The organism is Gillisia sp. Hel_I_86, from assembly GCF_007827275.1.
GTDB lineage: Bacteria > Bacteroidota > Bacteroidia > Flavobacteriales > Flavobacteriaceae > Gillisia.
In genome coordinates this window covers 705,298-727,810 of the sequence record NZ_VISE01000001.1, presented here as the reverse complement: position 1 = coordinate 727,810, position 22,513 = coordinate 705,298, and the positions used below count along the sequence as shown (strand labels likewise).

17 protein-coding genes and 2 tRNA genes are annotated in these 22,513 nt (G+C 38.1%); 10 read left to right on the top strand and 9 right to left on the bottom strand.

Translation table 11 applies throughout. The features are described 5' to 3' along the window. Window positions 1–216 precede the first annotated feature (216 nt). From asnB to secDF, 5 genes are all read left to right on the top strand, one after another. The gene (asnB, locus tag JM83_RS03140) at window positions 217–1,827 is read left to right on the top strand and encodes an asparagine synthase B (protein ID WP_144959291.1); all 1,611 of its coding nucleotides are present in this window, start codon (window positions 217–219) and stop codon (window positions 1,825–1,827) included. Window positions 1,828–1,970: 143 nt separating this feature from the next. Beyond that, window positions 1,971–3,911, top strand: a complete 1,941-nt coding sequence (gene gyrB / locus JM83_RS03135; protein ID WP_144959289.1) for a DNA topoisomerase (ATP-hydrolyzing) subunit B — start codon at window positions 1,971–1,973, stop codon at window positions 3,909–3,911. A 117-nt stretch (window positions 3,912–4,028) separates the two neighbouring features. Then, on the top strand, window positions 4,029–5,024 hold the full coding sequence (locus JM83_RS03130) for a DUF6588 family protein (protein WP_144959287.1): 996 nt from the start codon (window positions 4,029–4,031) through the stop codon (window positions 5,022–5,024). 247 nt (window positions 5,025–5,271) lie between these two features. Then, window positions 5,272–6,198 (top strand): malate dehydrogenase, encoded by a 927-nt coding sequence (gene mdh, locus JM83_RS03125; protein WP_144959285.1) that lies wholly within the window; start codon window positions 5,272–5,274, stop codon window positions 6,196–6,198. Between the two features lie 171 nt (window positions 6,199–6,369). Next, complete coding sequence (secDF, locus tag JM83_RS03120) at window positions 6,370–9,354, top strand: protein translocase subunit SecDF (RefSeq protein ID WP_144959283.1); 2,985 nt, start codon at window positions 6,370–6,372, stop codon at window positions 9,352–9,354. Window positions 9,355–9,946: 592 nt separating this feature from the next. Here the strand turns inward: secDF and JM83_RS03115 are convergent. The 5 genes from JM83_RS03115 to folE all read right to left on the bottom strand — a co-directional run bounded on the left by JM83_RS03115 (window position 9,947) and on the right by folE (window position 13,772). After that, window positions 9,947–10,432, bottom strand: coding sequence for a DUF192 domain-containing protein (locus JM83_RS03115; RefSeq protein WP_144959281.1), 486 nt, complete (start codon window positions 10,430–10,432; stop codon window positions 9,947–9,949). Next, a complete protein-coding gene (gene lgt, locus JM83_RS03110) occupies window positions 10,429–11,250 on the bottom strand; it encodes a prolipoprotein diacylglyceryl transferase (protein ID WP_144959279.1) in 822 nt (273 codons plus the stop codon). The genes JM83_RS03115 and lgt overlap by 4 nt, the downstream gene beginning before the upstream one ends. An 81-nt stretch (window positions 11,251–11,331) precedes the next feature. After that, a complete protein-coding gene (gene yidD, locus JM83_RS03105) occupies window positions 11,332–11,556 on the bottom strand; it encodes a membrane protein insertion efficiency factor YidD (RefSeq protein ID WP_186434938.1) in 225 nt (74 codons plus the stop codon). Between the two features lie 10 nt (window positions 11,557–11,566). After that, the gene (cysS, locus tag JM83_RS03100) at window positions 11,567–13,054 is read right to left on the bottom strand and encodes a cysteine--tRNA ligase (protein WP_144959275.1); all 1,488 of its coding nucleotides are present in this window, start codon (window positions 13,052–13,054) and stop codon (window positions 11,567–11,569) included. Between the two features lie 40 nt (window positions 13,055–13,094). Further along, window positions 13,095–13,772: a GTP cyclohydrolase I FolE gene (folE, locus tag JM83_RS03095; protein WP_144959273.1), complete on the bottom strand. Its 678-nt coding sequence runs from the start codon at window positions 13,770–13,772 to the stop codon at window positions 13,095–13,097. A 146-nt stretch (window positions 13,773–13,918) separates the two neighbouring features. Between folE and JM83_RS03090 the strand changes: the two genes are divergently transcribed. Next, complete coding sequence (locus JM83_RS03090) at window positions 13,919–15,775, top strand: T9SS type B sorting domain-containing protein (protein WP_144959271.1); 1,857 nt, start codon at window positions 13,919–13,921, stop codon at window positions 15,773–15,775. Window positions 15,776–15,859: 84 nt separating this feature from the next. On the opposite strand, the gene JM83_RS03085 is transcribed toward JM83_RS03090, so the two are convergent. Both JM83_RS03085 and JM83_RS03080 read right to left on the bottom strand, forming a co-directional pair. After that, on the bottom strand, window positions 15,860–17,371 hold the full coding sequence (locus tag JM83_RS03085) for an OmpP1/FadL family transporter (RefSeq protein WP_144959269.1): 1,512 nt from the start codon (window positions 17,369–17,371) through the stop codon (window positions 15,860–15,862). Between the two features lie 15 nt (window positions 17,372–17,386). Further along, the gene (locus JM83_RS03080; protein ID WP_144959267.1) at window positions 17,387–18,448 is read right to left on the bottom strand and encodes a hypothetical protein; all 1,062 of its coding nucleotides are present in this window, start codon (window positions 18,446–18,448) and stop codon (window positions 17,387–17,389) included. A gap of 120 nt (window positions 18,449–18,568) precedes the next feature. On the opposite strand from JM83_RS03080, the gene proS reads away from it, so the two are divergent. From proS to rpsT, 4 genes are all read left to right on the top strand, one after another. Beyond that, complete coding sequence (gene proS, locus JM83_RS03075; RefSeq protein ID WP_144959265.1) at window positions 18,569–20,047, top strand: proline--tRNA ligase; 1,479 nt, start codon at window positions 18,569–18,571, stop codon at window positions 20,045–20,047. Window positions 20,048–20,295: 248 nt separating this feature from the next. Beyond that, window positions 20,296–20,367, top strand: a tRNA-Glu gene (locus JM83_RS03070). Window positions 20,368–20,411: 44 nt separating this feature from the next. After that, a tRNA-Glu gene (locus tag JM83_RS03065) sits at window positions 20,412–20,483 on the top strand. 27 nt (window positions 20,484–20,510) lie between these two features. Further along, window positions 20,511–20,759, top strand: coding sequence for a 30S ribosomal protein S20 (gene rpsT / locus JM83_RS03060; protein ID WP_144959263.1), 249 nt, complete (start codon window positions 20,511–20,513; stop codon window positions 20,757–20,759). Window positions 20,760–21,058: 299 nt separating this feature from the next. Here the strand turns inward: rpsT and yihA are convergent, their stop codons facing one another. Together yihA and JM83_RS03050 are read right to left on the bottom strand one after the other, a co-directional pair. Continuing rightward, on the bottom strand, window positions 21,059–21,664 hold the full coding sequence (yihA, locus tag JM83_RS03055; protein WP_144959261.1) for a ribosome biogenesis GTP-binding protein YihA/YsxC: 606 nt from the start codon (window positions 21,662–21,664) through the stop codon (window positions 21,059–21,061). 10 nt (window positions 21,665–21,674) lie between these two features. Next, window positions 21,675–22,439 carry an alpha/beta fold hydrolase gene (locus JM83_RS03050; protein ID WP_144959259.1) on the bottom strand — a complete coding sequence of 255 codons (765 nt, stop codon included), beginning with the start codon at window positions 22,437–22,439 and terminating at the stop codon, window positions 21,675–21,677. Window positions 22,440–22,513 lie beyond the last annotated feature (74 nt).

Genomic DNA, 22,513 nt, shown 5'->3' with positions numbered 1-22,513 from the left:
AGTATTTAAGCGAAACCAGGGGTGTTAATGAAGTCTTATATTTTTTTAAACTACTCAGCTTTTAACTCGATAGCGAACGGCATAAATTTAATCGAATATGGTTCCATAATGATACTAATTCAATATTATAAGTTGTCATTTGTAATCACTTTATGTTTAAATGTTTTTATTGGATAATGAATGCTGCAAATTTGTTTATAATTAAAACTTAAAATTATGTGTGGTATTTTAGCAGTTGTTGGAAAAAAGGAAGATCAAGAGCTGGTTTCCCAGCTTTCTAAAAGGATGAGTCATCGTGGACCAGATGAAAGTGATGTACATGTTACTGAAACCGGAGCGATATTATGTCATGAACGCTTGGCAATAATGGATGTAACCACAGGAAAGCAACCAATACAGGGAACTTCCTCTGCTTGGATGATCCATAACGGCGAAATATATAATTACAAGGCACTTAAGGAGAATGAACTAAAAGATCATACGTTTCGCACCACAGGAGATTCAGAAGTGATCGTGCACTTATATGAAAAATACGGATATGGTTTCTTGAACAAGTTAGATGGGGATTTTGCTTTTGTGGTAGTCGATGGAAACGATTTTATTGCTGCAAGGGATCCAATTGGAGTAAAACCTCTTTATTATGGGAAAGATGCTGAAGGGGCACTTTGGTTTGCGAGTGAGATGAAAGTATTGGCGGATCAATGTGTGGAATTTCAAGCTTTTCCTCCCGGATATTATTATACGCCAACTACAGGATTTGTTCAATATTACAAGCCAGAATGGTATTCTTTGGAAGAATGTCATGAAGAGGCAGATTTAAAAAGGTTAAGGGAATCTTTGATTGCCGCAACTAAGAAAAGATTGATGTCTGATGTTCCATTAGGAGTATTGTTAAGCGGAGGCTTAGATTCTTCTTTAACTTCTTCTATAGCCGCAAGGTTACTTAAAGAAAAAGGCAAAAAATTACATTCTTTCTCTATAGGTTTAAATGAAGATGCACCAGATTTAATCGCTGCTCGAAAAGTAGCCGAATTTCTGGGAACCGATCATCATGAAATTCATTTTACTGTTGAAGAAGGAATAGGGATTATAAAAAAATTGATCTGGCATCTGGAAACGTATGATGTAACTTCTATAAGAGCGAGTACTCCAATGTATTTCCTTTCAAAAGCAATTACTGAAAAAGGGATTAAAGTGGTGCTTTCCGGGGAAGGTGCCGATGAGATTTTTGGCGGTTACCTTTATTTTAAAAACGCGCCTTCTGCTGAAGAATTCCAAAAAGAAACAATTAGCAGGGTGAAAAGATTGTCTACCGCAGATTGTTTGAGGGCAGATAAGTCTACAATGGCTCATGGTTTAGAGGCAAGGGTTCCGTTTTTGGATAAGTCCTTTTTACAAACTGCCATGGAAATTGCTCCAGGGCATAAAATGCCAAAAACGCATGGCGGTGTTGAGAAGTATATTCTAAGAAAAGCATTTGATACTCCAGAGAAGCCTTTTCTTCCAGATGAAGTATTGTGGAGGCAAAAAGAGCAGTTTAGCGATGGCGTTGGTTACAGTTGGATAGATAACCTTATAGAATTCACAAAGTCGCAGGTAAGTGATGTGGAAATGGAAACTGCATCGGTAAAATATCCTATTAATACTCCTTCAACTAAAGAGGCATATTTTTATAGAGAGATTTTTAACGAATATTTCCCGCAAGAATCTGCAGCAAAATCAGTTAAAAAATGGGTTCCAAAATGGCAAAAGGATCTAGATCCAAGTGGTAGGGCAAGTTCAACTCATGTTGCACAAACCAGTTTTATGAAGGCTCAAAAAGTTTAAATTCTTTATCAACTAAAAAGCAGGGTTTTTCACAAAGATTGTTAATAACTTAAGGGTATTGAGGTGCGCTTCAAGCTAATAGGAGTAGGGGTTTTGTTATATTTGTTCGTTGCATAAAAAGACAAATTTCAACAGAATCATATATGAGCGAAGAAGTTAAGAAAAACAGTTATTCGGCAGATAGTATTCAGGCGCTTGAGGGAATGGAGCATGTGCGCATGCGTCCTTCCATGTATATTGGTGATACTGGAGTAAGAGGATTGCACCATTTGGTGTATGAGGTTGTGGATAACTCTATAGATGAAGCAATGGCTGGCCATTGTGATACTATAAAAGTAACTATTACAAAAGAAGGATCTATCACCACCGAGGATAATGGGCGTGGTATTCCTATAGATTTACATAAAAAAGAAGGGGTTTCTGCCTTAGAGGTGGTAATGACCAAGATTGGTGCCGGAGGGAAGTTCGATAAAGATTCCTATAAAGTTTCCGGTGGTTTGCACGGAGTTGGGGTGAGTTGTGTGAATGCACTTTCCGCTCATTTAAGCGCTACGGTTTACAGGGAAGGCGTAATTTGGCGCCAAGAATATGAAAAGGGCAAGCCAATGTATCCTGTTAAATCTATTGGTGAAACAGAGCTTAGGGGAACGGTAGTTACTTTTACACCAGATTCAACCATATTTCAACAAACGGTAGAATACAATTACGATACGCTTGCAAGTAGAATGCGCGAGCTTTCTTTCTTAAATAAAGGCTTAAAACTTGTATTAACAGATGAGCGCCAAGTCAATGAAGATGGCTCATTTGTTTCAGAATCGTTCCATTCAGAAGAAGGCTTAAGAGAATTTATACAATTCCTTGATCAAAATAGGGATCCTATTATTGCCAATGTAATCTCCATGGAAGGGGAAAAGAACGACATTCCTGTGGAGGTTGCAATGATCTACAACACTTCCTTTAATGAAAATTTACATTCTTATGTAAACAACATTAATACGCACGAAGGGGGAACACACTTGTCTGGTTTTAGAAGAGGTTTAACAACAACCCTTAAGAAGTATGCAGATGCTTCCGGGATGTTGGACAAACTGAAATTTGAAATCGCAGGTGACGATTTTCGTGAAGGTTTAACCGCAATTATTTCCGTTAAAGTGGGGGAGCCTCAATTTGAAGGACAAACCAAAACAAAACTTGGGAATAGGGAAGTTACTTCGGCTGTATCCCAAGCAGTTTCAGAGATGTTGGAGAATTATTTGGAAGAAAACCCAAGTGATGCCAAAATTATTGTTGAAAAAGTGATCCTTGCGGCCCAAGCTAGGCATGCTGCCAAGAAAGCACGTGAAATGGTGCAGCGTAAAACGGTAATGAGCATAGGTGGTTTACCTGGAAAATTATCGGATTGTTCTGAACAAGATCCTGCAAAATGTGAAGTGTACCTGGTAGAGGGGGATTCTGCAGGTGGAACGGCAAAACAAGGTCGGGATAGGGCTTTTCAAGCTATCCTTCCACTACGTGGTAAGATCTTGAATGTCGAAAAAGCCATGAGGCACCGCGTTTTTGATAATGAAGAAATCAAGAACATCTACACTGCTTTAGGGGTTACAATTGGAACTGAAGAAGATAGCAAGGCCTTGAACCTTGCCAAGTTAAGATATCATAAAATAGTGATCATGTGTGATGCCGATGTAGATGGTAGCCATATTGAAACATTGATCCTTACCTTCTTCTTTAGGTATATGAAGGAACTTATAGAAAATGGACATATCTATATCGCAACCCCACCCTTGTATTTAGTGAAAAAAGGGCAGAAAAAACAATATGCTTGGAACGATAAGGAACGGGATGCCATTGCTGAAAGTTATAGTGGAGGTGTTCAAATCCAACGATATAAAGGTTTGGGGGAGATGAATGCCGAACAATTATGGGATACCACCATGAACCCTGAATTCAGGACGCTTCGTCAGGTTAATATAGACAACAGCGGGGAGGCCGATAGGATTTTCTCTATGTTAATGGGAGATGAGGTGCCGCCACGTAGAGAGTTTATAGAAAAGAACGCTGTCTATGCGAATGTAGATATCTAAAGATTTAGAGCCCGCAATATTTGTGGGCTTTTTTTGTTACTGTTTCGTTAAAATCGATTTTCTGAATTTTAACATACTCTATTTTGTTATTTTTACGTTAATAATAAAACCCATACTGTGAGAAAGCTCCTAAAACCTACATTTATCATTGCCCTTTTTTTTGTTTCAAACTTTTCATTTGCTCAAAATGATATAAATGATTTAATTGACGACATGCTTTTAATTGCCGATAATTTTGCTGCGCCCGGGGCAGAAGGTGCAACCTTGCAATCCAGTGCGGGTTGGTTCTCTTCGGCATCCACTTTAAATAAATGGCAAGTAGAGGTTTCGGTTCATGGAAACGCCTTATTTGTTCCTAGTTCCAAACAAAATAAATTGATCAACAACAACCAATTTAATATTTTAGAAGTAAGTAGTCCTAATGGTAACGCTCTATTGCCAACTGTTTATGGTGGAGACACAGATGTAATGTTTAGTGGAGAAATAACGAATCCTTTTAATCAAAACGAAAAAATCCCTATTATTTTTGATGCCATAGACGGTTTGGATAAGAAAATTGTTTTACATGCTTTTCCACAGGTAACCATTGGTTTGCCATTTAAGACTGAAATCGCAGTGAGGTATTTGCCCAAGGTGTTTATTAACGACGTTGGAATTAGCACTGTTGGTTTAGGACTAAAGCACAACTTTTCTCAATATTTTTATAAAAGGTTCAACCCTGAAGATTTCCAATTCGCATTGGTAGCTAATTATAGCAATTTTAAAGCAGATTATAAATTCCTTCCCATAGATATAGAAATCGCTAATTTAAATAGGATAGAAGTAGATGCGAACATGTACAATGTTCAATTAATTGGCTCTAAGCTCTATGATAATTTTGAGGTAATGGGCGGTCTTGGTTATACCAATTCGGATTTTGATTATTCGTTTGGTGGAACCGGAGCCTCATTGCCTATTCTAAATGAACAATTAGGTGCTCTAGGAACCAGCGAAGGAAAATTTAAAGGGAATATAGGATTCAACTACTACGCGAATAAGTTTAAATTTAGTACGGTGTTTTCTGCAAGCGGATTGTTCAACGCAAATGTTGGACTTCATTACCGTTTTAACTAAGGTACATTTAACCAAAGCTTGTTATTTAACTGCTACATAATTTGTATTTTCGTAAAAAATTTATTGTTTGTCCGCAAAGTATCCAAAATAAAAAAAACGTCATTCTGTCCCGACCGTTCGGGAGTATCAGAATCTCATTACAATGTAAATCAATTCAATACCGAGACCCTGAAATAAATTCAGGGTGACGAAATAACAAATAACAGATATACATAAAATCAAAAATTAACACTAAAAACTATATAAAATGAAAGTTACTATCGTTGGAGCAGGTGCTGTTGGAGCCAGTTGTGCTGAATATATCGCCATAAAGAATTTTGCTTCAGAAATTGTTTTAGTAGATATTAAAGAGGGTGTTGCTGAAGGAAAAGCAATGGATCTAATGCAAACAGCAACCCTTAACGGATTCGATTCCAAGATTGTAGGTTCAACAAACGATTATAGTAAGACTTCCGGTAGTGATGTGGTGGTTATTACAAGTGGAATTCCTAGAAAACCGGGAATGACAAGAGAGGAATTAATTGGGATCAATGCTGGAATTGTAAAAGAAGTTTCGGGAAATTTAATTAAGCATTCTCCAAATACGGTGATTATCGTGGTGAGCAACCCAATGGATACAATGACCTATTTGGTGCATAAAACCACGGGCCTTCCTAAAAATAGAATTATTGGAATGGGCGGTGCTTTGGATAGTGCACGTTTCAAATTTAGATTAAGTGAAGCATTGGAATGCCCTCCTTCAGATGTGGATGGAATGGTAATAGGTGGCCATAGTGATACTGGAATGGTGCCTTTAACAAGATTGGCAACAAGAAATAGTATTCCTGTAACTGCCTTTCTTTCTGAAGGAAGATTGAATCAAGTTTCTGAAGACACGAAAGTAGGTGGGGCAACCTTAACCAAATTATTGGGAACCAGTGCATGGTATGCGCCGGGTGCTGCAGTTTCTGCTATGGTTCAAGCAATTGCTTGCGATCAGAAAAAAATGTTCCCATGTTCTGCCTTATTGGAAGGAGAATACGGTCTAAATGACCTTTGTATAGGTGTTCCATCAATTTTGGGGAAAGACGGATTGGAAAAGATCGTTGAAATTGAATTGACCGATGCCGAAAAAGCGAAGATTAAAGAAAGTGCTGAGGGGGTTAAGAAAACCAATGATTTGTTGACGTTTTAAGCATAAATCGTATTATATTTCAGTGAAAACTGAAATCCGAAAAAGGCCACTTTGTAAGTGGTCTTTTTTAATGTCAAAAAGTTAAATTTTTCAAAAAAAAATAATTGGCATTTGAATAATGAAGTCCTATATTTGTCCGTTTTAAAAAATGACATTAAATAACAAAAAATAATGCAGAATAAAGGACTGATCAAGATTTTTGCGATTTTATTTGGTCTGGTATGTATTTACCAGCTATCATTTACATTTATTGCCAGCGGAGTAGAGAGTGATGCAGAGGCGTTTGCTAAGCAAAAAATAGGAACTAACGTAGAGGGATATTCTGTACTGCGAGATATTGAAGAAAGTAGATATTTGGATTCTATTGGTAATAAGGAGATCATTGCCGGGATTACTTACAATTCGGCAAAAGACAAGGAGCTTAATAAAGGGCTCGATCTTAAAGGAGGAATCAATGTGATCCTTCAAATTTCCGTAAAGGATATCTTAAAAGGATTGGCCAACAACAGTAGCGATCCCGCATTCAATAAGGCTTTGGCTAAAGCAGATGCTGCCCAAAAAGATAGTCAGGAAAGTTATTTAGACCTTTTCTTTGAGGCTTTCGAGCAAAATGAAGGTGCTAAATTAGCTTCTCCGGATATTTTTGCCAATAAGACCCTCAGCGATCAGGTGAATTTTGAAATGACCAATGATGTTGTTAAACCTATCATTAGGAAAAAGGTAGACGAATCAATCACCTCAGCTTTCGAAGTATTGCGCAAGCGTATAGATAAGTTTGGGGTGGCACAACCCAACATCCAACGTTTGGGGAATACCGGTAGGATCTTGGTAGAGCTTCCTGGCGCAAAAGACATCAGTCGTGTTAAAACATTGCTTCAAAGTACCGCTCAGTTAGAATTCTGGTTTGTACATAAAAATACAGATTTTGGAAATTTCTTGATCAATGCAAACAACACGCTTGCACAAATGCTTGCGAAAGAAGATAAATCTGCAGAGAAAAAAGATACGCTTGCGGCTTCAGAAGAAGATGAAGAAATTGAAGCCTTGCTTGCTAGTACAGAGGATTCTTCTGAAGTTCAAACAGCAAACAACCCTTTGTTGGATCTAATGGTTTCTCCAGGTTTCCAAGGAAGTCCGGTTTTAGCTTCCTTTTCTTCAAAAGATACCGCACAGGTCAGGGAATATTTAAACAAATCTCAAGTACGGGCTCTCTTGCCAACAGATCTGCGTTTTGCAGAATTTGTATGGGGAGTATCAAAAGATAATGTTTCAGACCTTTATGCTTTAAAAGGGGATCGTGAAATGCTTCCTGCATTAACGGGAGATGTGATTACAGATGCCACACAAACTTACGATCAGTTAGGTAGAGTGGCAGTATCCATGCAAATGAACGGGAAAGGTGCCAAGACCTGGGAAGAAATGACCGGCCAGGCATATAATGAAAAAAGCAATATTGCTATTGTTTTGGATAAGGTGGTGTATTCTGCACCAACTGTTTCTACAGGACCCATTAGTGGTGGTAGAAGTGAGATCACGGGAGATTTTGATATTACGGAAGGCCAGGATTTGGCAAACGTACTTAGGGCGGGTAAACTACCTGCTTCTGCAGATATTATTCAGAGTGAGATCGTAGGTCCATCTTTAGGACAAGAAGCTATAGATAGCGGTGTGAATTCCTTCCTTATCGCTTTGACAATTGTTTTGTTATGGATGATCTTCTATTACGGAAAAGCTGGTCTTTTTGCTGATGTTGCCCTTGTAGTGAACATCATCTTTATCTTCGGAATTTTGGCCGGTCTTGGAGCTGTGCTTACCTTACCTGGAATTGCGGGTATCGTATTGACTATAGGTATGTCGGTAGATGCGAACGTGCTTATTTTCGAACGTATTAAAGAGGAATTGGCAAAAGGAAAATCGCAAAAAGATGCTATTAAAGATGGTTTCAACAATGCGCTCTCTTCCATTTTAGATGCCAACATTACTACGGGTCTTACGGGTTTAATATTATTGATATTAGGAACGGGGCCAATTAAAGGTTTCGCTACAACTTTATTGATAGGTATTGCCACTTCATTGTTTACCGCAATTTTCATTACAAGATTGTTCATTGATGGATACGGTAAAAATGGAAAATCACTAGCCTTTAGTACTTCAATTACCAAGAACCTTTTCAAGAACATGAATATCGATTTCTTGGGAAAACGAAAAATAGCATATACAATCTCCGGGATTTTTATTCTAATAAGCATTGGGTCTTTCTTTATTAACGAATTGAATCAAGGTGTGGATTTTGTGGGAGGTAGAACATATACGGTGAGGTTCGCAGATGATGTAAATTCTTCGGAAGTTGAAAAAGATCTTATTGCTGCTTTTGAAAGTGCGGAAGCAAAAACTTTTGGAGCAAACAATCAGCTAAAGATCACCACAAAATATAAGGTTGAAGATGATGGAGAGGAAGTAGATACGGAAATCCAAAGAATGATGTTTGATGCTTTGCAACCTCATTTACCTACAGATTTAACTTTCGATGATTTTACTGTTGGGGGTAATGATCGGGAAATTGGAATTATGCAATCCATGAAAGTTGGTCCTACGATTGCCGATGATATTAAAAATGATTCATTCTGGGCAGTACTTGGATCTTTAATCGTGGTATTCCTTTATATCTTATTGAGATTTAGAAAATGGCAATATAGTTTAGGTGCTGTAACTGCGGTTTTCCATGATGTATTAATCGTATTGGGGATCTTTTCTTTAGCATATAATATCATGCCTTTTAGTATGGAGATCAACCAGGCGTTTATTGCGGCTATACTTACTGTAATAGGATATTCCTTAAATGATACGGTGGTTGTGTTTGATAGGATTCGTGAATTTGCGAACGAGCACACAACATGGCCTAAGAGCAAGATAATTAACAGCGCTTTGAATAGTACATTGGGTAGGACATTGAATACTTCTTTAACTACCTTATTGGTATTGTTAGCGATCTTTATTTTTGGAGGTGAAAGCCTGAGAGGATTTATGTTTGCCATGATAGTGGGTGTTATAGTGGGTACGTATTCGTCTCTGTTCATCGCAACTCCTGTGATGTTTGATAGTGATAAAAAGAAAGCTGAGAGAGACAGTAGAAAGAATAAAGAGGTAGTTGCTTAATAAATGGCAATATTTCTTGGATAATAAAAGCTGCCCAGTAATGGGCAGCTTTTTTTGTTTCTAAATCCCCCAAGGATTTGTCACCTGTTTGTCATTCTGAAGGGAACGCAGTGGACTGAAGAATCTCGATATAGCAGAAGTAATTTAATTGGAGATCCCTCCTGACGTCGGGATGACACATGTGTAAAATTGTTATACAGTCCTGATGACTTTCATCAGGAAGAGTTTTTCAAAACCTTGGAGATATGTCGATTGTAACTTGTTCTAAGATTTCGTAAAATAATACGATAGATGCTGAAATAAATTCAGCATGACGTTTTTTTATTAGGGCGTCACCCTGAACTCGTTTCAGGGTCTCATTGGTTAAGAACAAGCATATGATGACAATCTATTGTCATCCCGACCGGAGGAGGGATCTCTTTTAAAATGAAATGCTGGTTCATTGAGATTCTTCATTGCGCTTTGCTTCATTCAGAATGACAATTTATTGCATCTCGTATCCTTGTTCCGGTAGCTATCGGAATCGTTCCAGGGTTCTTCGTGAATTTCACTTATTAGATATCTGGGATTCTGAAATAATCCTTAAAAAACTTTAATTTCTAGAAATCGCCATTTTATCCCCTTCTGCAAGGTTCCATTGCTCCACCTTGCCCGCATTTACTTCCAAGATGAATTGAGCAGGTACTTTAGAGGGCAACGAAGTTTCATCCAAAGGCGTTGCATTTTCTTGAAAACTAACGATAGTACTATCTTTTCCGAAGAAAACAAGGTCTAAGGGAATATAGGTATTCTTCATATAGAAGCTGTGCATGGTTTCTTCTGGATAGACAAAGAGCATCGCTTGATTCTCTTGCATGGATTTTCTGTACATCAAACCTGTTTGCTGCTCATACGAGGTTTCAGCGAACTCTATGTCCAGCTTCTGTAGGGTGTCTCCTGCTTTCAAAAGAAACAATTCACCTTCTTTGGCAAACTCAATTTCATCAGTCTCTATGGAAGTATTCTTTACTTCATCTGCACAAGAAAATAGTATTCCGAAGATAGCCCCCACGCTAAGAATTCTCTTTAGCTTTTTCATGCCGTAATCCTTTTTGAAGGTCTAAGCATAAAGTAAAGACCAGCTATAATAAATGGAATACTAAGCCATTGTCCTGTATTGATAAGCCATATTGCGCGCTCTTCTACCTGAGGCTCTTTTAGGAATTCTATAAAGAACCGTACGGTCCAAAGCAATACCAGGAATAATCCGAAAAGAAATCCTATCTTTTGTTTTTTATCTGTTTTCCAGTAAACGAACCATAGAAGCAAAAAGATCAATAAGTAGCAAAAAGATTCATAAAGTTGGGCAGGATGCCTCGGGAAGGTTTCCCCCAAATTTTTAAAGATCACGCCGTAATCGCTATTAGTTGGTTTTCCTATGATTTCAGAATTCATGAAATTCCCGATCCTGATAAAAATAGCACCACTGGCAACAGGAATTACCACTCGGTCCAAGATCCATAAAATTGGTTTGTCCAAAATATTTTTTTTGTAAAGGTACATGGCTACTATAATCCCAATGGCGGCACCATGACTAGCAAGTCCGCGGAAACCTGTAAATTCAAATTCTGGTTCAAACCGAACGGGAAGGAAGATTTCCAATAAATGATGCTGGAAATAATCCCAGTCATAAAAGAAGACATGCCCTAATCTCGCACCTATTAAAGTAGCTAAAACGGTGTATATAAATAGCGGATCTAATTTTTCTATGGAAACCCCCTCGTTCTTGTAAATGCTTTTCATGATATACCAGCCTAGTCCAAAGGCGATAAGGAACATTAAACTGTAATAGTGAAGGGTGAAAAATCCCAAATCCAATCCTTCAGAAGGGCTCCAGGTTATTGCGTTGAAAAGCATGTGGTATTTTTTATAATTGTACGGTAAAGATACATTTTTGCACGGTTTTGCAATAATTCTTTAAAATAAATAGCTTATTGTTCATGGAACGGGATCATGGCCAGAGCTTCCCCAAGGATTGCAACTGGCAATTCTTTTAAGGCTCATCCAACCACCTTTGAAAATGCCATATTTCTCAAGTGCTACCAACGTATATTGAGAACACGATGGAGTATACCTACAGGTTGCGGGAGTTAATGGTGAGATTGCCTTCTGATAAAATTTTACCAGTATAACAAAGGGATATGCCAAATATTTTTTTAACACAGAATATGTTTTAATCTGCCAGGCTAAAAACGGTTCCTTCTTTCCCATCTTTTAGTTGAATTCCCAATGCCAGTAATTGATCCCTAATTTGATCGCTGGTAGCAAAATCTTTATTGTTTCTTGCCTCTGTCCTTAATTTAATAAGCAATTCTACCGTCCCAGAAAGTTTTTCAGAATTATCTTGATTGGTTATAGTTGTATCCAACAAACCAAGCACATCGAAAATAAAATCGTGCATGGTTGTGTGCAAGAGCTCCTTGTCTTCAGCAGTGATTTGCTCGTTGCCTCCTTTGACTCCTACGATGTATTTTACAGCTTCAAATAAAGTGGCGATCAAGATAGGACTATTAAAGTCGTCGTTCATGGCATCATAACAGCGTTGTTTCCATTCAGAAACAGAAAAGGAGGAGCTTGATGAAACAGGTAGTTGCAAACTATTTCTATAAGCGTCCATGAGCCTGTTAAAGCCTTTTTCACTTGCTAGCAATGCGGTATTGGAAAAATCCAGGATGCTCCTATAATTGGCCTGAAGCATAAAAAATCGTGCTACAGACGGGCTAAAACCTTTACTTAGATTATCGTTATCCCCGGTAAATATTTCATTTGGAAGAATATTGTTTCCAGTGCTTTTTGCCATTTTTTGCCCGTTAAGGGTGAGCATATTGGCATGTATCCAGTAATTTACAGGATTTTTCCCGGTAGAAGCTTCCCCTTGCGCGATCTCACATTCGTGATGTGGGAATTTTAGATCCATTCCACCACCGTGAATGTCGAACTGCTCGCCTAAGTATTTAGTGCTCATCACGGTACATTCTAGGTGCCAGCCAGGAAACCCGTCACTCCAAGGAGATGGCCAGCGCATAATATGTTGTGGTTCTGCCTTTTTCCAAAGCGCGAAATCCTGCGGATTCTTCTTGTCACTTTGACCGGCAAGTTCACGCGTATTTGCAATCATATCTTCAATAGATCGACCGCTAAGTTTTCCGTAGTCATGATCTTTGTTGAATTTTAATACATCAAAATAAACAGATCCATTTACCTCGTACGCAAAGCCTTTCTTAATAATGGTTTTTATTGTTTCTATCTGCTCTACAATATGCCCTGTAGCGGTAGGTTCGATACTTGGGGGCAGGTTGTTGAATTTTTGCAATGTATTGTGAAAATCTACGGTATACCGTTGAACCACTTCCATAGGTTCAATTTGCTCTAATCGGGCTTTTTTGGCAATTCTGTCCTCTCCACTATCTGCATCATTTTCCAAATGTCCGGCATCAGTAATATTTCTCACGTAGCGAACTTTATAGCCTAAATGTTTTAGGTATCTAAAAATAAGATCGAAAGAAATAAAAGTACGACAGTTTCCTAGATGAACATTGCTATAAACGGTGGGCCCACACACATACATTCCTACGTGGCCTTCATTTATTGGTTTAAAAATTTCCTTTTCTCCTGTGATCGAGTTGTAAAGTGTTAAGCTTTGTTCCTTATAAAGAGCCATAAATTATTGCGTGCTTAGATTTTGTTTTTAAAAATTCAAATTAAAAAGAAGTGTCCAGTTTAATATAGTCCAAAAACTCCCTTTTTATGGATGTTTCTTTGAAAGCACCCCCAAACTCACTTGTTACCGTGCTGCTTTCTATATCACGAATCCCTCTGCTGTTAACACAAAGGTGCTTGGCATCTATTACACAGGCAACATCTTGTGTTCCTAGTGCATTTTGCAGTTCCTGTACTATTTGCATGGTCATTCTCTCTTGGACTTGAGGTCTTTTGGCAAAATAATCCACAATTCTGTTCATTTTTGAAAGGCCTATTACACTTCCGTTGGAAATATAAGCTACATGCGCTCTCCCCACAATAGGTAATAAGTGATGTTCACAGGTAGAGTAAATGGTAATATTTTTCTCTACCAACATCTCTCCATACTTGTATTTATTTTCGAACGTTGAAGCTTTGGGTTTTCTTTTAGGGTCCAAACCACCAAATATTTCATTCACAAACATTTTAGCAACCCGTTGTGGAGTTCCTTTAATACTGTCGTCCGTAAGATCCATTCCTAAAGTTCTTAGGATGCTTTTAACATCACTGTTGATAAGGGCAATTTTCTCTTCATTGCTCAAATCAAAAGCGTCTTCTCTTAGTGGGTTATTTGCACTTGTAGAAACATGGGCATCGCCCATTTCATCTATTTTATTTTCCATATGATCTATCTTCATGGCACTTTATTCAATACTTGTTGTAATCTATATATTTGGGTTGCAAAGATACATATTTTATGACTCTTTAGGGCAAAGATTCTAAAAAGCCAAACGCTGTAGTTACTGTAAAATTTGTAATTTGCAATTCTTTGGTAACTTGATATATGAAGTCCCTAACACATCTTATACTGTTTGTTGTTATTTCTCTTGCGGGAGCATGCCATATTTATGCCCAAGGAGATCGCTGTTCTAGTATCCAGCCCTTTTGTGCCGGGACTTCCCAATTTATTTTTCCTAATTCTAATTTGTTTAATGGGGATATTGCAGTTGCAGAATCGGGGCCAAATTATAGATGTTTGGACACTCAGCCTTATCCTGCATGGTTCTATTTGCAAATTGAAGACTCCGGCAACCTGAATTTTAGAATTAGTCAAACGGTTAATTCCGACGGGACAGGGGGTACTTTAGATGTAGATTTTATTGCCTGGGGACCTTTCAATGAGGAGGACGAACTTTGTAGCGCCAGTGCATTATCATCATCCAGAGTTGTAGACTGTAGTTATTCGCCATCGGCAACAGAGGAATTTGTAATAAATAACGCTGCGAGAGGTCAGATTTATGTGGTGCTCATTACTAATTATTCTGAAAAGCCAGGGTTTATTAGACTTGAGCAAACTAATATAGATCAGTCTAACTCTGGTTCCACAGATTGTTCCATAGTTAATATTCTTGGGGACGATCTTACCTTATGCGAGGAGGGGCCGGTGCAATTAATGGCTACCAATATAATTGCAACCAGATACGAGTATTATGTTTTTGATAATGGTATAAACGATTTTGTGCTACTTTCCAATCAGGCTAGTCCTAATTTAACTGTTACCAAGTCGGGACTTTACAAGGTGATCGCAATAAACGACAATACCGGCTTAGCATTTGATGATGAAGTTTTAGTTGAATATTTTGAAAAGCCTATTGCAGCAACACCACAAGACATCTTGGTATGTAGTGATGATCCAACAGCGATTTTCGATCTCACGCAAGTGTATGATGATATTACTCAAGATCCTCAAAACCTGAATTCTTCATTCAGTCTGAATTTTTATAGCAATCAAACCAATTTAGACAATGATATAGCAATAGAGACCCCCGCTTCTTTTGAAGCGGCAGATCAGCAAAAGATTATCGCCACAATTACCAATGAAAGATCTGGCTGTGTTTCGAATGCTGTGGAATTCAATTTAAAAATAGCTTCGGTCCCGATCATAGATTTAGAAGCAGAAACCATGTTTTGTGTAGATGCTAATGGCAATCTCGTAAATTCACAAAATATAGGAGAGGATTTGGGTTCAGGGTATATCTATAATTGGAACGTGAACAATGATCCTGATGGCGATGGGGTGCAAAACCCCATTTTATCGTTCACCCAAATTCCTGCTAATCCGGATATTTCGCTTGAAATTATAAATAAACAAACTGGTTGTTCCAATAATTTTAATACCAAGATCATTTACTATTCAGCGCCCAAGAATGTCACATTCGATATTTCAGGGAACGATTTTGAAGATGGATATGTAGTTACAGTAAGTGCAAATGCTACCTCAGGTACCACTCCTGTTTATGAATATCGACTGGATAGTGGGGCGTGGCAATCGCAATCCAATTTTGCCAATGTGCAGCCAGGGCTACATACCGTTTCTGCAAGGGATGTTTTTGGCTGCGGAATAGCTACTTCAGTTGCTTTTAGACTAATTGGATATGCCAGGTTCTTCACTCCTAATGGTGACGGTTATAATGATACTTGGAATGTGATAAACGACCCACAGGTTTCTATCTCCAAAGTATTGATTTACGATAGATATGGCAAACTCCTAAAGCAGTTGGATCCTCGTGTAGGTGGTTGGGACGGGACTTATAATGGGAAGGTAATGCCAGCAGATGATTATTGGTTTGTAGTGGATTTAAGAGATCAGGCCACCGGAAAGGTATCAGAATTCACAGGGCATTTTACTTTGAAGCTATAACAATAAAAGATCATAAATAAAAAGCTCGGACCCTTCCCTTTTATAGGACCCGAGCTTTTTATTTAGTTATCTACTTCATTTTTGTTATATGCCGAAGCTTAAGGACAATACAATACTTGAGAAATCTCTCTGGATATTGGCAGTATTTACAAGTCCAACTTGGTACAATTGGGGATTGTCGGTCCTGGAAGAATGATCGTAGGATACATCTGCTTTTATCGCTCCAAAATTGTAGCCCACTCCTGCGGAATACCCATTTAGATCGCCCAAAGTGGTTTCATTTTTATAAGGACTTTCTTCAAATCTATAACCTCCTCTTAAACTCCAATTTTCAATCCTATATTCTCCTCCTAGTTTATAAGTAGAAGCTACTTTTAAATTATCAGACATCAAATTATTTTGAAATTCAAATTCAGGATCATTGGATGGTCGCAATTCCGTGTTCGAAAAATCTTTATAGGAATAATCAAAACTGATCAATCCGGTATCCCCAAAAAGCACAGCTAAACTTCCTGTAAGTTTTCCAGGGGTCTTTAAGCGGTAATTTGGATATACATTGATAACATTGGGATCAACAATTACCCGCTCATCAAATTCATCGCTAAAAGTTTCCAAACGTTGAGAGGCTTGTTCTTCTATTGAAAACCAAGTTGGAGTATCATAAGTTAAACCTAACCTTACATTATCGGTAACATTTGCAATACCTCCAAGCTGAAGTGAAAATCCATTTCCACTGGTGCTTAGATTATTTGAAAAGATGATTTCATTGGTTTCGCTCCCAGCATTCGAATTTTGTTCAACCAAACGGGTCGCCCTGTCATAATTTAAAAAATGCGCATTCAAATTAATTCCCAAATGAAGAAAATCCTGGTACTTTGTGGCAAAATTGAATGCAAATTTCCCATTTAAACCAGTTGCTCTATAAGAATAGCGCTGATCAAAGCTTCCGGATGCTACATTTGAGGTGTAAGAGGTATTATCTAGATCGTTGCTAACAGGATCTATAATAAAACCTTGAAAACCTAAGAATGCCTGTTGCGCACCAAAGCCTTCATTCTCACCTAAGAACAAATAAAGATCTGTAATAGTCTCATTGTCCATGGTTTCCAAAAGTTCCAAAGGAACTCCATTGGCAAATTCCAGAAAATAATTGTCTATGGAACTAGAACTTGTTCCCTGCGCTAAAAAGCTATCGTCAAAAGTGTTGTTTTGAGAATAATTAACTCCTAGGGTAAATCTTTTCCACGGAGTGTTTTCATTAGTGCTATTAAACACCAAAACAGCGCCGGCCTGATCGAAATATACATCAGAATCATCATTGGTCGTTGCTCCATTAAAATAACGAGTGTCGTTTTGCCTGTTGTTATAGCTTAAAGTAACGGTAGCTGCACTGCTTAAAAATACGGCAGATCCCGCCGGGTTTATTGATATGGCAGAGAGATCCCCGCCAAGGGCACCAAAAGCGCCGCTCATGGCTCTGTACCTAGCAGTTCCTGATAGCTGATCTGATGAATATCTCACAGCATCTGTAATGTCTTGTGCTTGAGAAAAGGTCATAACCGCTAGGGCTATGACCGTGAAATATAGCTTTTTCATAGATTAAAATTGTTTTTAGTGATTGCCTCTTCCTCTACTGCTACTACTAGATCGGGTTGTGGAGGATGAGCTAGAACTTCGGCCCGAACTGCTTCTTCCTGAGTTAGAACTTCTAACCGTGGAAGATGAACTTCTATTAGAGCTGGATCTAGAATAACTTCCATTGCTTCTACTTCTTGGAGTGGAATTAACAGATGGGCGCCTACTTCCAGAATAAGTTCCATTAGAATTGGAACTTGTTCTGTATGTTCTGGATGAAGTGTTCCTTCTTGTAATACCATACTCATCGTTTGAATTCCTGATATTTCGAATAGATCTAGAATAAGTGGAGCCTCTACCTCTGTTATCTAAAGATGTTGCATTTCTAATAGCGGAACTTCTATTGGTACCATAGCTATTAGCTCCTCTCCGACCATTATTGTAGGCAACGTTTTGTCTAAAACTATGCTGTCTGGAAGAATAACTATTGTATGGGTTGTAGTACCCGCCGCCTCCATAAATAAATGGGTGTATAGAAAATCCTATCCCGTATCCATAGCCATGACCATAACCGTACCCGAATCCATAACCAAACCCATATCCATATGGGTAATAGAAACCAGAACCATAATAAGATCCATAGTAATATCCATTTCCCCAAAATGGATCGTAAGCATAATAACCATTTCCCCAATAAGGATAATATCCTCCATAAAATCCATCATTATAAATATTTATGGAATAACTGTCTGGAGAATTGCCCCAAGGTGCATTTCCACCTTGGTAATTGATGTTTTCGTTATTGTAATCGTAATTTTCTGTAGAAGAATAAGCATCTACATCAGTAAAAATAGCGTCATCAGCTAAAACTTCTCCATAAAGGGCAGCTTCTTCTTCAAATAATTTTTTATAATACCCAGAATTTCCTTCCCTGGCTCCATATTCGATTTCTTCGGAAACTACTTCCTGGCTATCGCCATAGATTCCATCATTGGAAGCGCCGGCATATTGGTAAGAACCACAAGATGCAAACAAAAGGGTAGATACAGCAGCCATGAAGAAATATATGTATTTTGATATATGATTATAAAGTTTCATTAGCAGTGGTTTTAATTGTTGAACATTACAAAATTAGTTAGTTTTGCGCTAACTAGTTGCAACTTGAGTAAAATAGCTACAACGCTAATAAAAGTGCAACATTTATGCCAAATAACAGGAATGGGTAAGAAATTAACTACTAGGAAAGAAGATTATTCGAAATGGTATAACGAATTGGTAATCAGTGCCGATTTAGCCGAAAACTCCGCTGTGAGAGGCTGCATGGTAATTAAACCTTATGGCTATGCTATATGGGAAAAAATGCAGGCCGAATTGGATAGGATGTTCAAGGAAACAGGTCATCAAAATGCCTATTTTCCATTATTTGTACCAAAAAGCCTATTTGAAGCTGAAGAAAAAAATGCGGAAGGTTTTGCTAAGGAATGTGCCGTAGTTACTCATTACAGGTTAAAGACCGATCCTGAAAATAGTTCCAAATTAATTGTAGATCCAGATGCAAAGCTGGAAGAAGAACTTATTGTAAGGCCAACTTCTGAAGCTATTATTTGGAGCACCTACAAAGGCTGGATACAGTCTTATAGAGATCTGCCTATTCTTATAAATCAATGGGCCAACGTGGTACGATGGGAAATGCGCACCAGGTTGTTCCTTAGAACGGCCGAATTTTTATGGCAAGAAGGGCATACGGCACATGCTACAAAACAAGAAGCAATTGAAGAGGCTGAACAAATGAATGATATTTATGCCGAGTTTGCAGAAAATTTCATGGCTATTCCGGTTGTGAAAGGAACCAAATCTGCTAACGAGCGTTTTGCCGGAGCTGAAGAAACTTATTGCATAGAAGCCTTAATGCAAGATGGAAAGGCTTTACAAGCTGGAACATCTCACTTCCTAGGGCAAAATTTTGCCAAAGCTTTCGATGTGAAATTTGCTTCAAAAGAAGGAAAATTGGAACATGTATGGGCTACTTCTTGGGGAGTTTCCACTAGATTAATGGGAGCATTGATCATGACGCATAGCGATGATCAAGGCCTTGTGTTGCCTCCAAATTTAGCGCCAATACAAGTTGTAATAGTTCCTATATATAAAGGGGAAGAGCAATTGGCTCAAATTTCGGTAGTTGCAAATCAGTTGGCAGCAGACCTAAAAAAGGCTGGGATTATTGTAAAGTACGATAATCGTGATACATATAAGCCGGGTTGGAAATTTGCGCAATACGAATTGCAAGGAGTGCCGGTAAGAATTGCTATAGGGCCTAAAGATCTTGAGAAGGGGAGTGTGGAGCTGGCAAGAAGAGATACTTTAACCAAAGAATTTGTCTCTCAAAATAAGGTAGTGGAGAAAGTAAAAGATCTTATGGTTGAAATTCAGGAGAACCTTTATAACCGAGCTAGAGATTATAGGGATTCCCATACTACAAAAGTGGACACTTTTGAAGAGTTTAAAGAAGTTTTAAAAACCAAAGGCGGATTTGTATCTGCACATTGGGATGGAACTTCAGAAACAGAATTGAAGATAAAAGATAAAACCAAGGCTACAATTCGTTGTATCCCTATGGATCAAAAACAAGAAGTAGGGAAGTGTGTTTTCACAGGAAATCCATCTTCGCAGCGCGTTCTTTTTGCCAAAGCTTACTAAGGCAAACTAATTTGTTGCTTTATTGAAAAATTTCAGTCTTCTTTTGGGTTAAAAAGGCAGGTCTAAAAACGAGTAAATTTTGGCTAGGACAGGTCAAACCATTAGGAGATAGAGGGCTTGATGAAATTGTGACGGTTTGGATTTGTGGAAGAAAAGCAAAGCTCGGATTATTTTCAGAAAAATATAGATCAACATTTGCGTCATTAAAAAATAGTTGTATTTTTGCATCCGCATTAAAGCAAAAAACTGGTCCGTTCGTCTAGGGGTTAGGACGCATGGTTTTCATCCATGTAACAGGGGTTCGATTCCCCTACGGACTACAATAAATATTGAAATACCAATTCTGGATTCAGGATTAAAAAACGGTCCGTTCGTCTAGGGGTTAGGACGCATGGTTTTCATCCATGTAACAGGGGTTCGATTCCCCTACGGACTACTTTAAAAATAATTAAATACATTAGTAATGGCAAATCATAAGTCAGCGTTAAAAAGAATCCGTAGCAATGAGACCAAACGTCTTAGAAACCGCTACCAGCACAAAACTACAAGAAACGCTATCAAAAAATTGCGTGAAGCAGACAAAAAGGGTGCTGAAACATTATATCCTTCTGTAGCTTCAATGATCGACAAATTGGCGAAGAACAATATCATACATGACAATAAAGCTGCAAACTTGAAGTCTAAGTTGGCTAAGCACGTAGCTGCACTATAACATATCGTTAGTGTTTAATGTTTTTATGAACTGTTGAAAATGAAAATTTTCAGCAGTTTTTTTGTTGCTTGATTTTTTGGAATAGCTTCCTGATTGCATGGTTCCATATCAGTATTACTTAAATGCAATATTCAGATTTTTCGTCATGCTGAACTCGTTTCAGCATCCCAGTGAGATTAGTTTAGGGGAGACCCTGAAAACTCCCGATGCTTCGGGACAGGGTGACAAGTATTCTGGACGAAAAATAGATATGTATTGCTTTTTTGAAGATCGATTTCTAAGCAAAAATAAATGGAGGCCTAATTGGAGATAAACTGAGTATTTAAATCCTCGATATATTTAAGCACTTCTTCTCGTCCCAGATCATTTGTAGAACTGGTGGTAAAGTACACTGGCATCTCCTCCCAAATTTCCAACATCTTTTCTTTATAAACTTCTACATTCCTAGTTAAGGCGTTCGGCTTAAGTTTATCTGCTTTGGTAAAGATGATGCAAAATGGAATTCCGTGCCCTCCAAGCCATTGCATAAATTCCAGATCTATAGGTTGTGGGGGGTGCCTACTGTCTATTAGAACAAAAGCACATAACATTTGTTCCCTTTTTTCAAAATATTGTGTAATAAATTTTTGAAAGGTCTTTTTGATGGATTTTGACACTCGCGCATAACCATACCCAGGTAAATCTACCAAATGCCAATCTTTATTGATCAAAAAATGATTGATCAGCTGGGTTTTCCCTGGTCTTCCAGATGTTTTGGCGAGACTTTTTCTAGCGGTAAGCATGTTGATAAGTGAGGATTTCCCTACGTTGCTCCTGCCAATAAATGCATATTCCGGCAATTTACTGTTTGGGCATTTTGCAACATCACTGTTGCTTACTACGAATTCAGAAGATTTTATTATCATTGGTTAAACCTTAGAAAGATCTCTTTTGAAGCCACTCGAACATTAGCTCATTAAATATATCTGGATGCTCCATCATTGCTGCATGACCACATTCTTCTATCCAATAGAGGTCAGAATCCGGCAGTAACTTATTAAAGTCTTCTGCAACATCCGGCGGAGTTACATTATCGTTTTTGCCCCAGATTATACACGTTGGCGTTTTCATTTTAGGAAGGTCGTTTGCCATATTATGGCGAATAGCACTTTTAGCGATAGCCAATGTTTTCACCAGTTTGTTTCTATCACCAATCGTATAATAAACTTCATCTACAATTTCCTTGGTGGCAACTGTTGGATCGTAAAAAACATTTTGCGCCTTTTTCTTGATAAATTCGTAGTCACCGCGTCTTGGATAACTCTCGCCCATGGCATTTTCGTAAAGGCCAGAACTTCCCGTGATCACCAAACCTTTTACCAATTCCGGGTACATCTTTGTGCACAGAAGGGCGATATGGCCTCCTAGTGAATTCCCAAGAAGGATCACTTCAGAAAACCCCTTGGATTTTATAAAATCCCTAAGATATTTTGCAAAGGTGCCTACACTTGTTTTAAGTAAGGACATGTTATAAAGTGGTAATTGCGGAATCAAAACTTTATAGCCTTTTTCTGGAAAATAATTCACAACCCCATCAAAATTACTTAAGCCACCCATGAGACCATGTAAAATAACTATCGGTGTACCTTCCCCTTTTTCCAGGTATGTAAATTTTCCTTCTTGCTGTAAATCGTGTTCCATGAATGCTATTTGCAATTAGCAATCGCAAATATAGCGATTTCAGCACAAGTATAATCATTTTTACGTAATACACA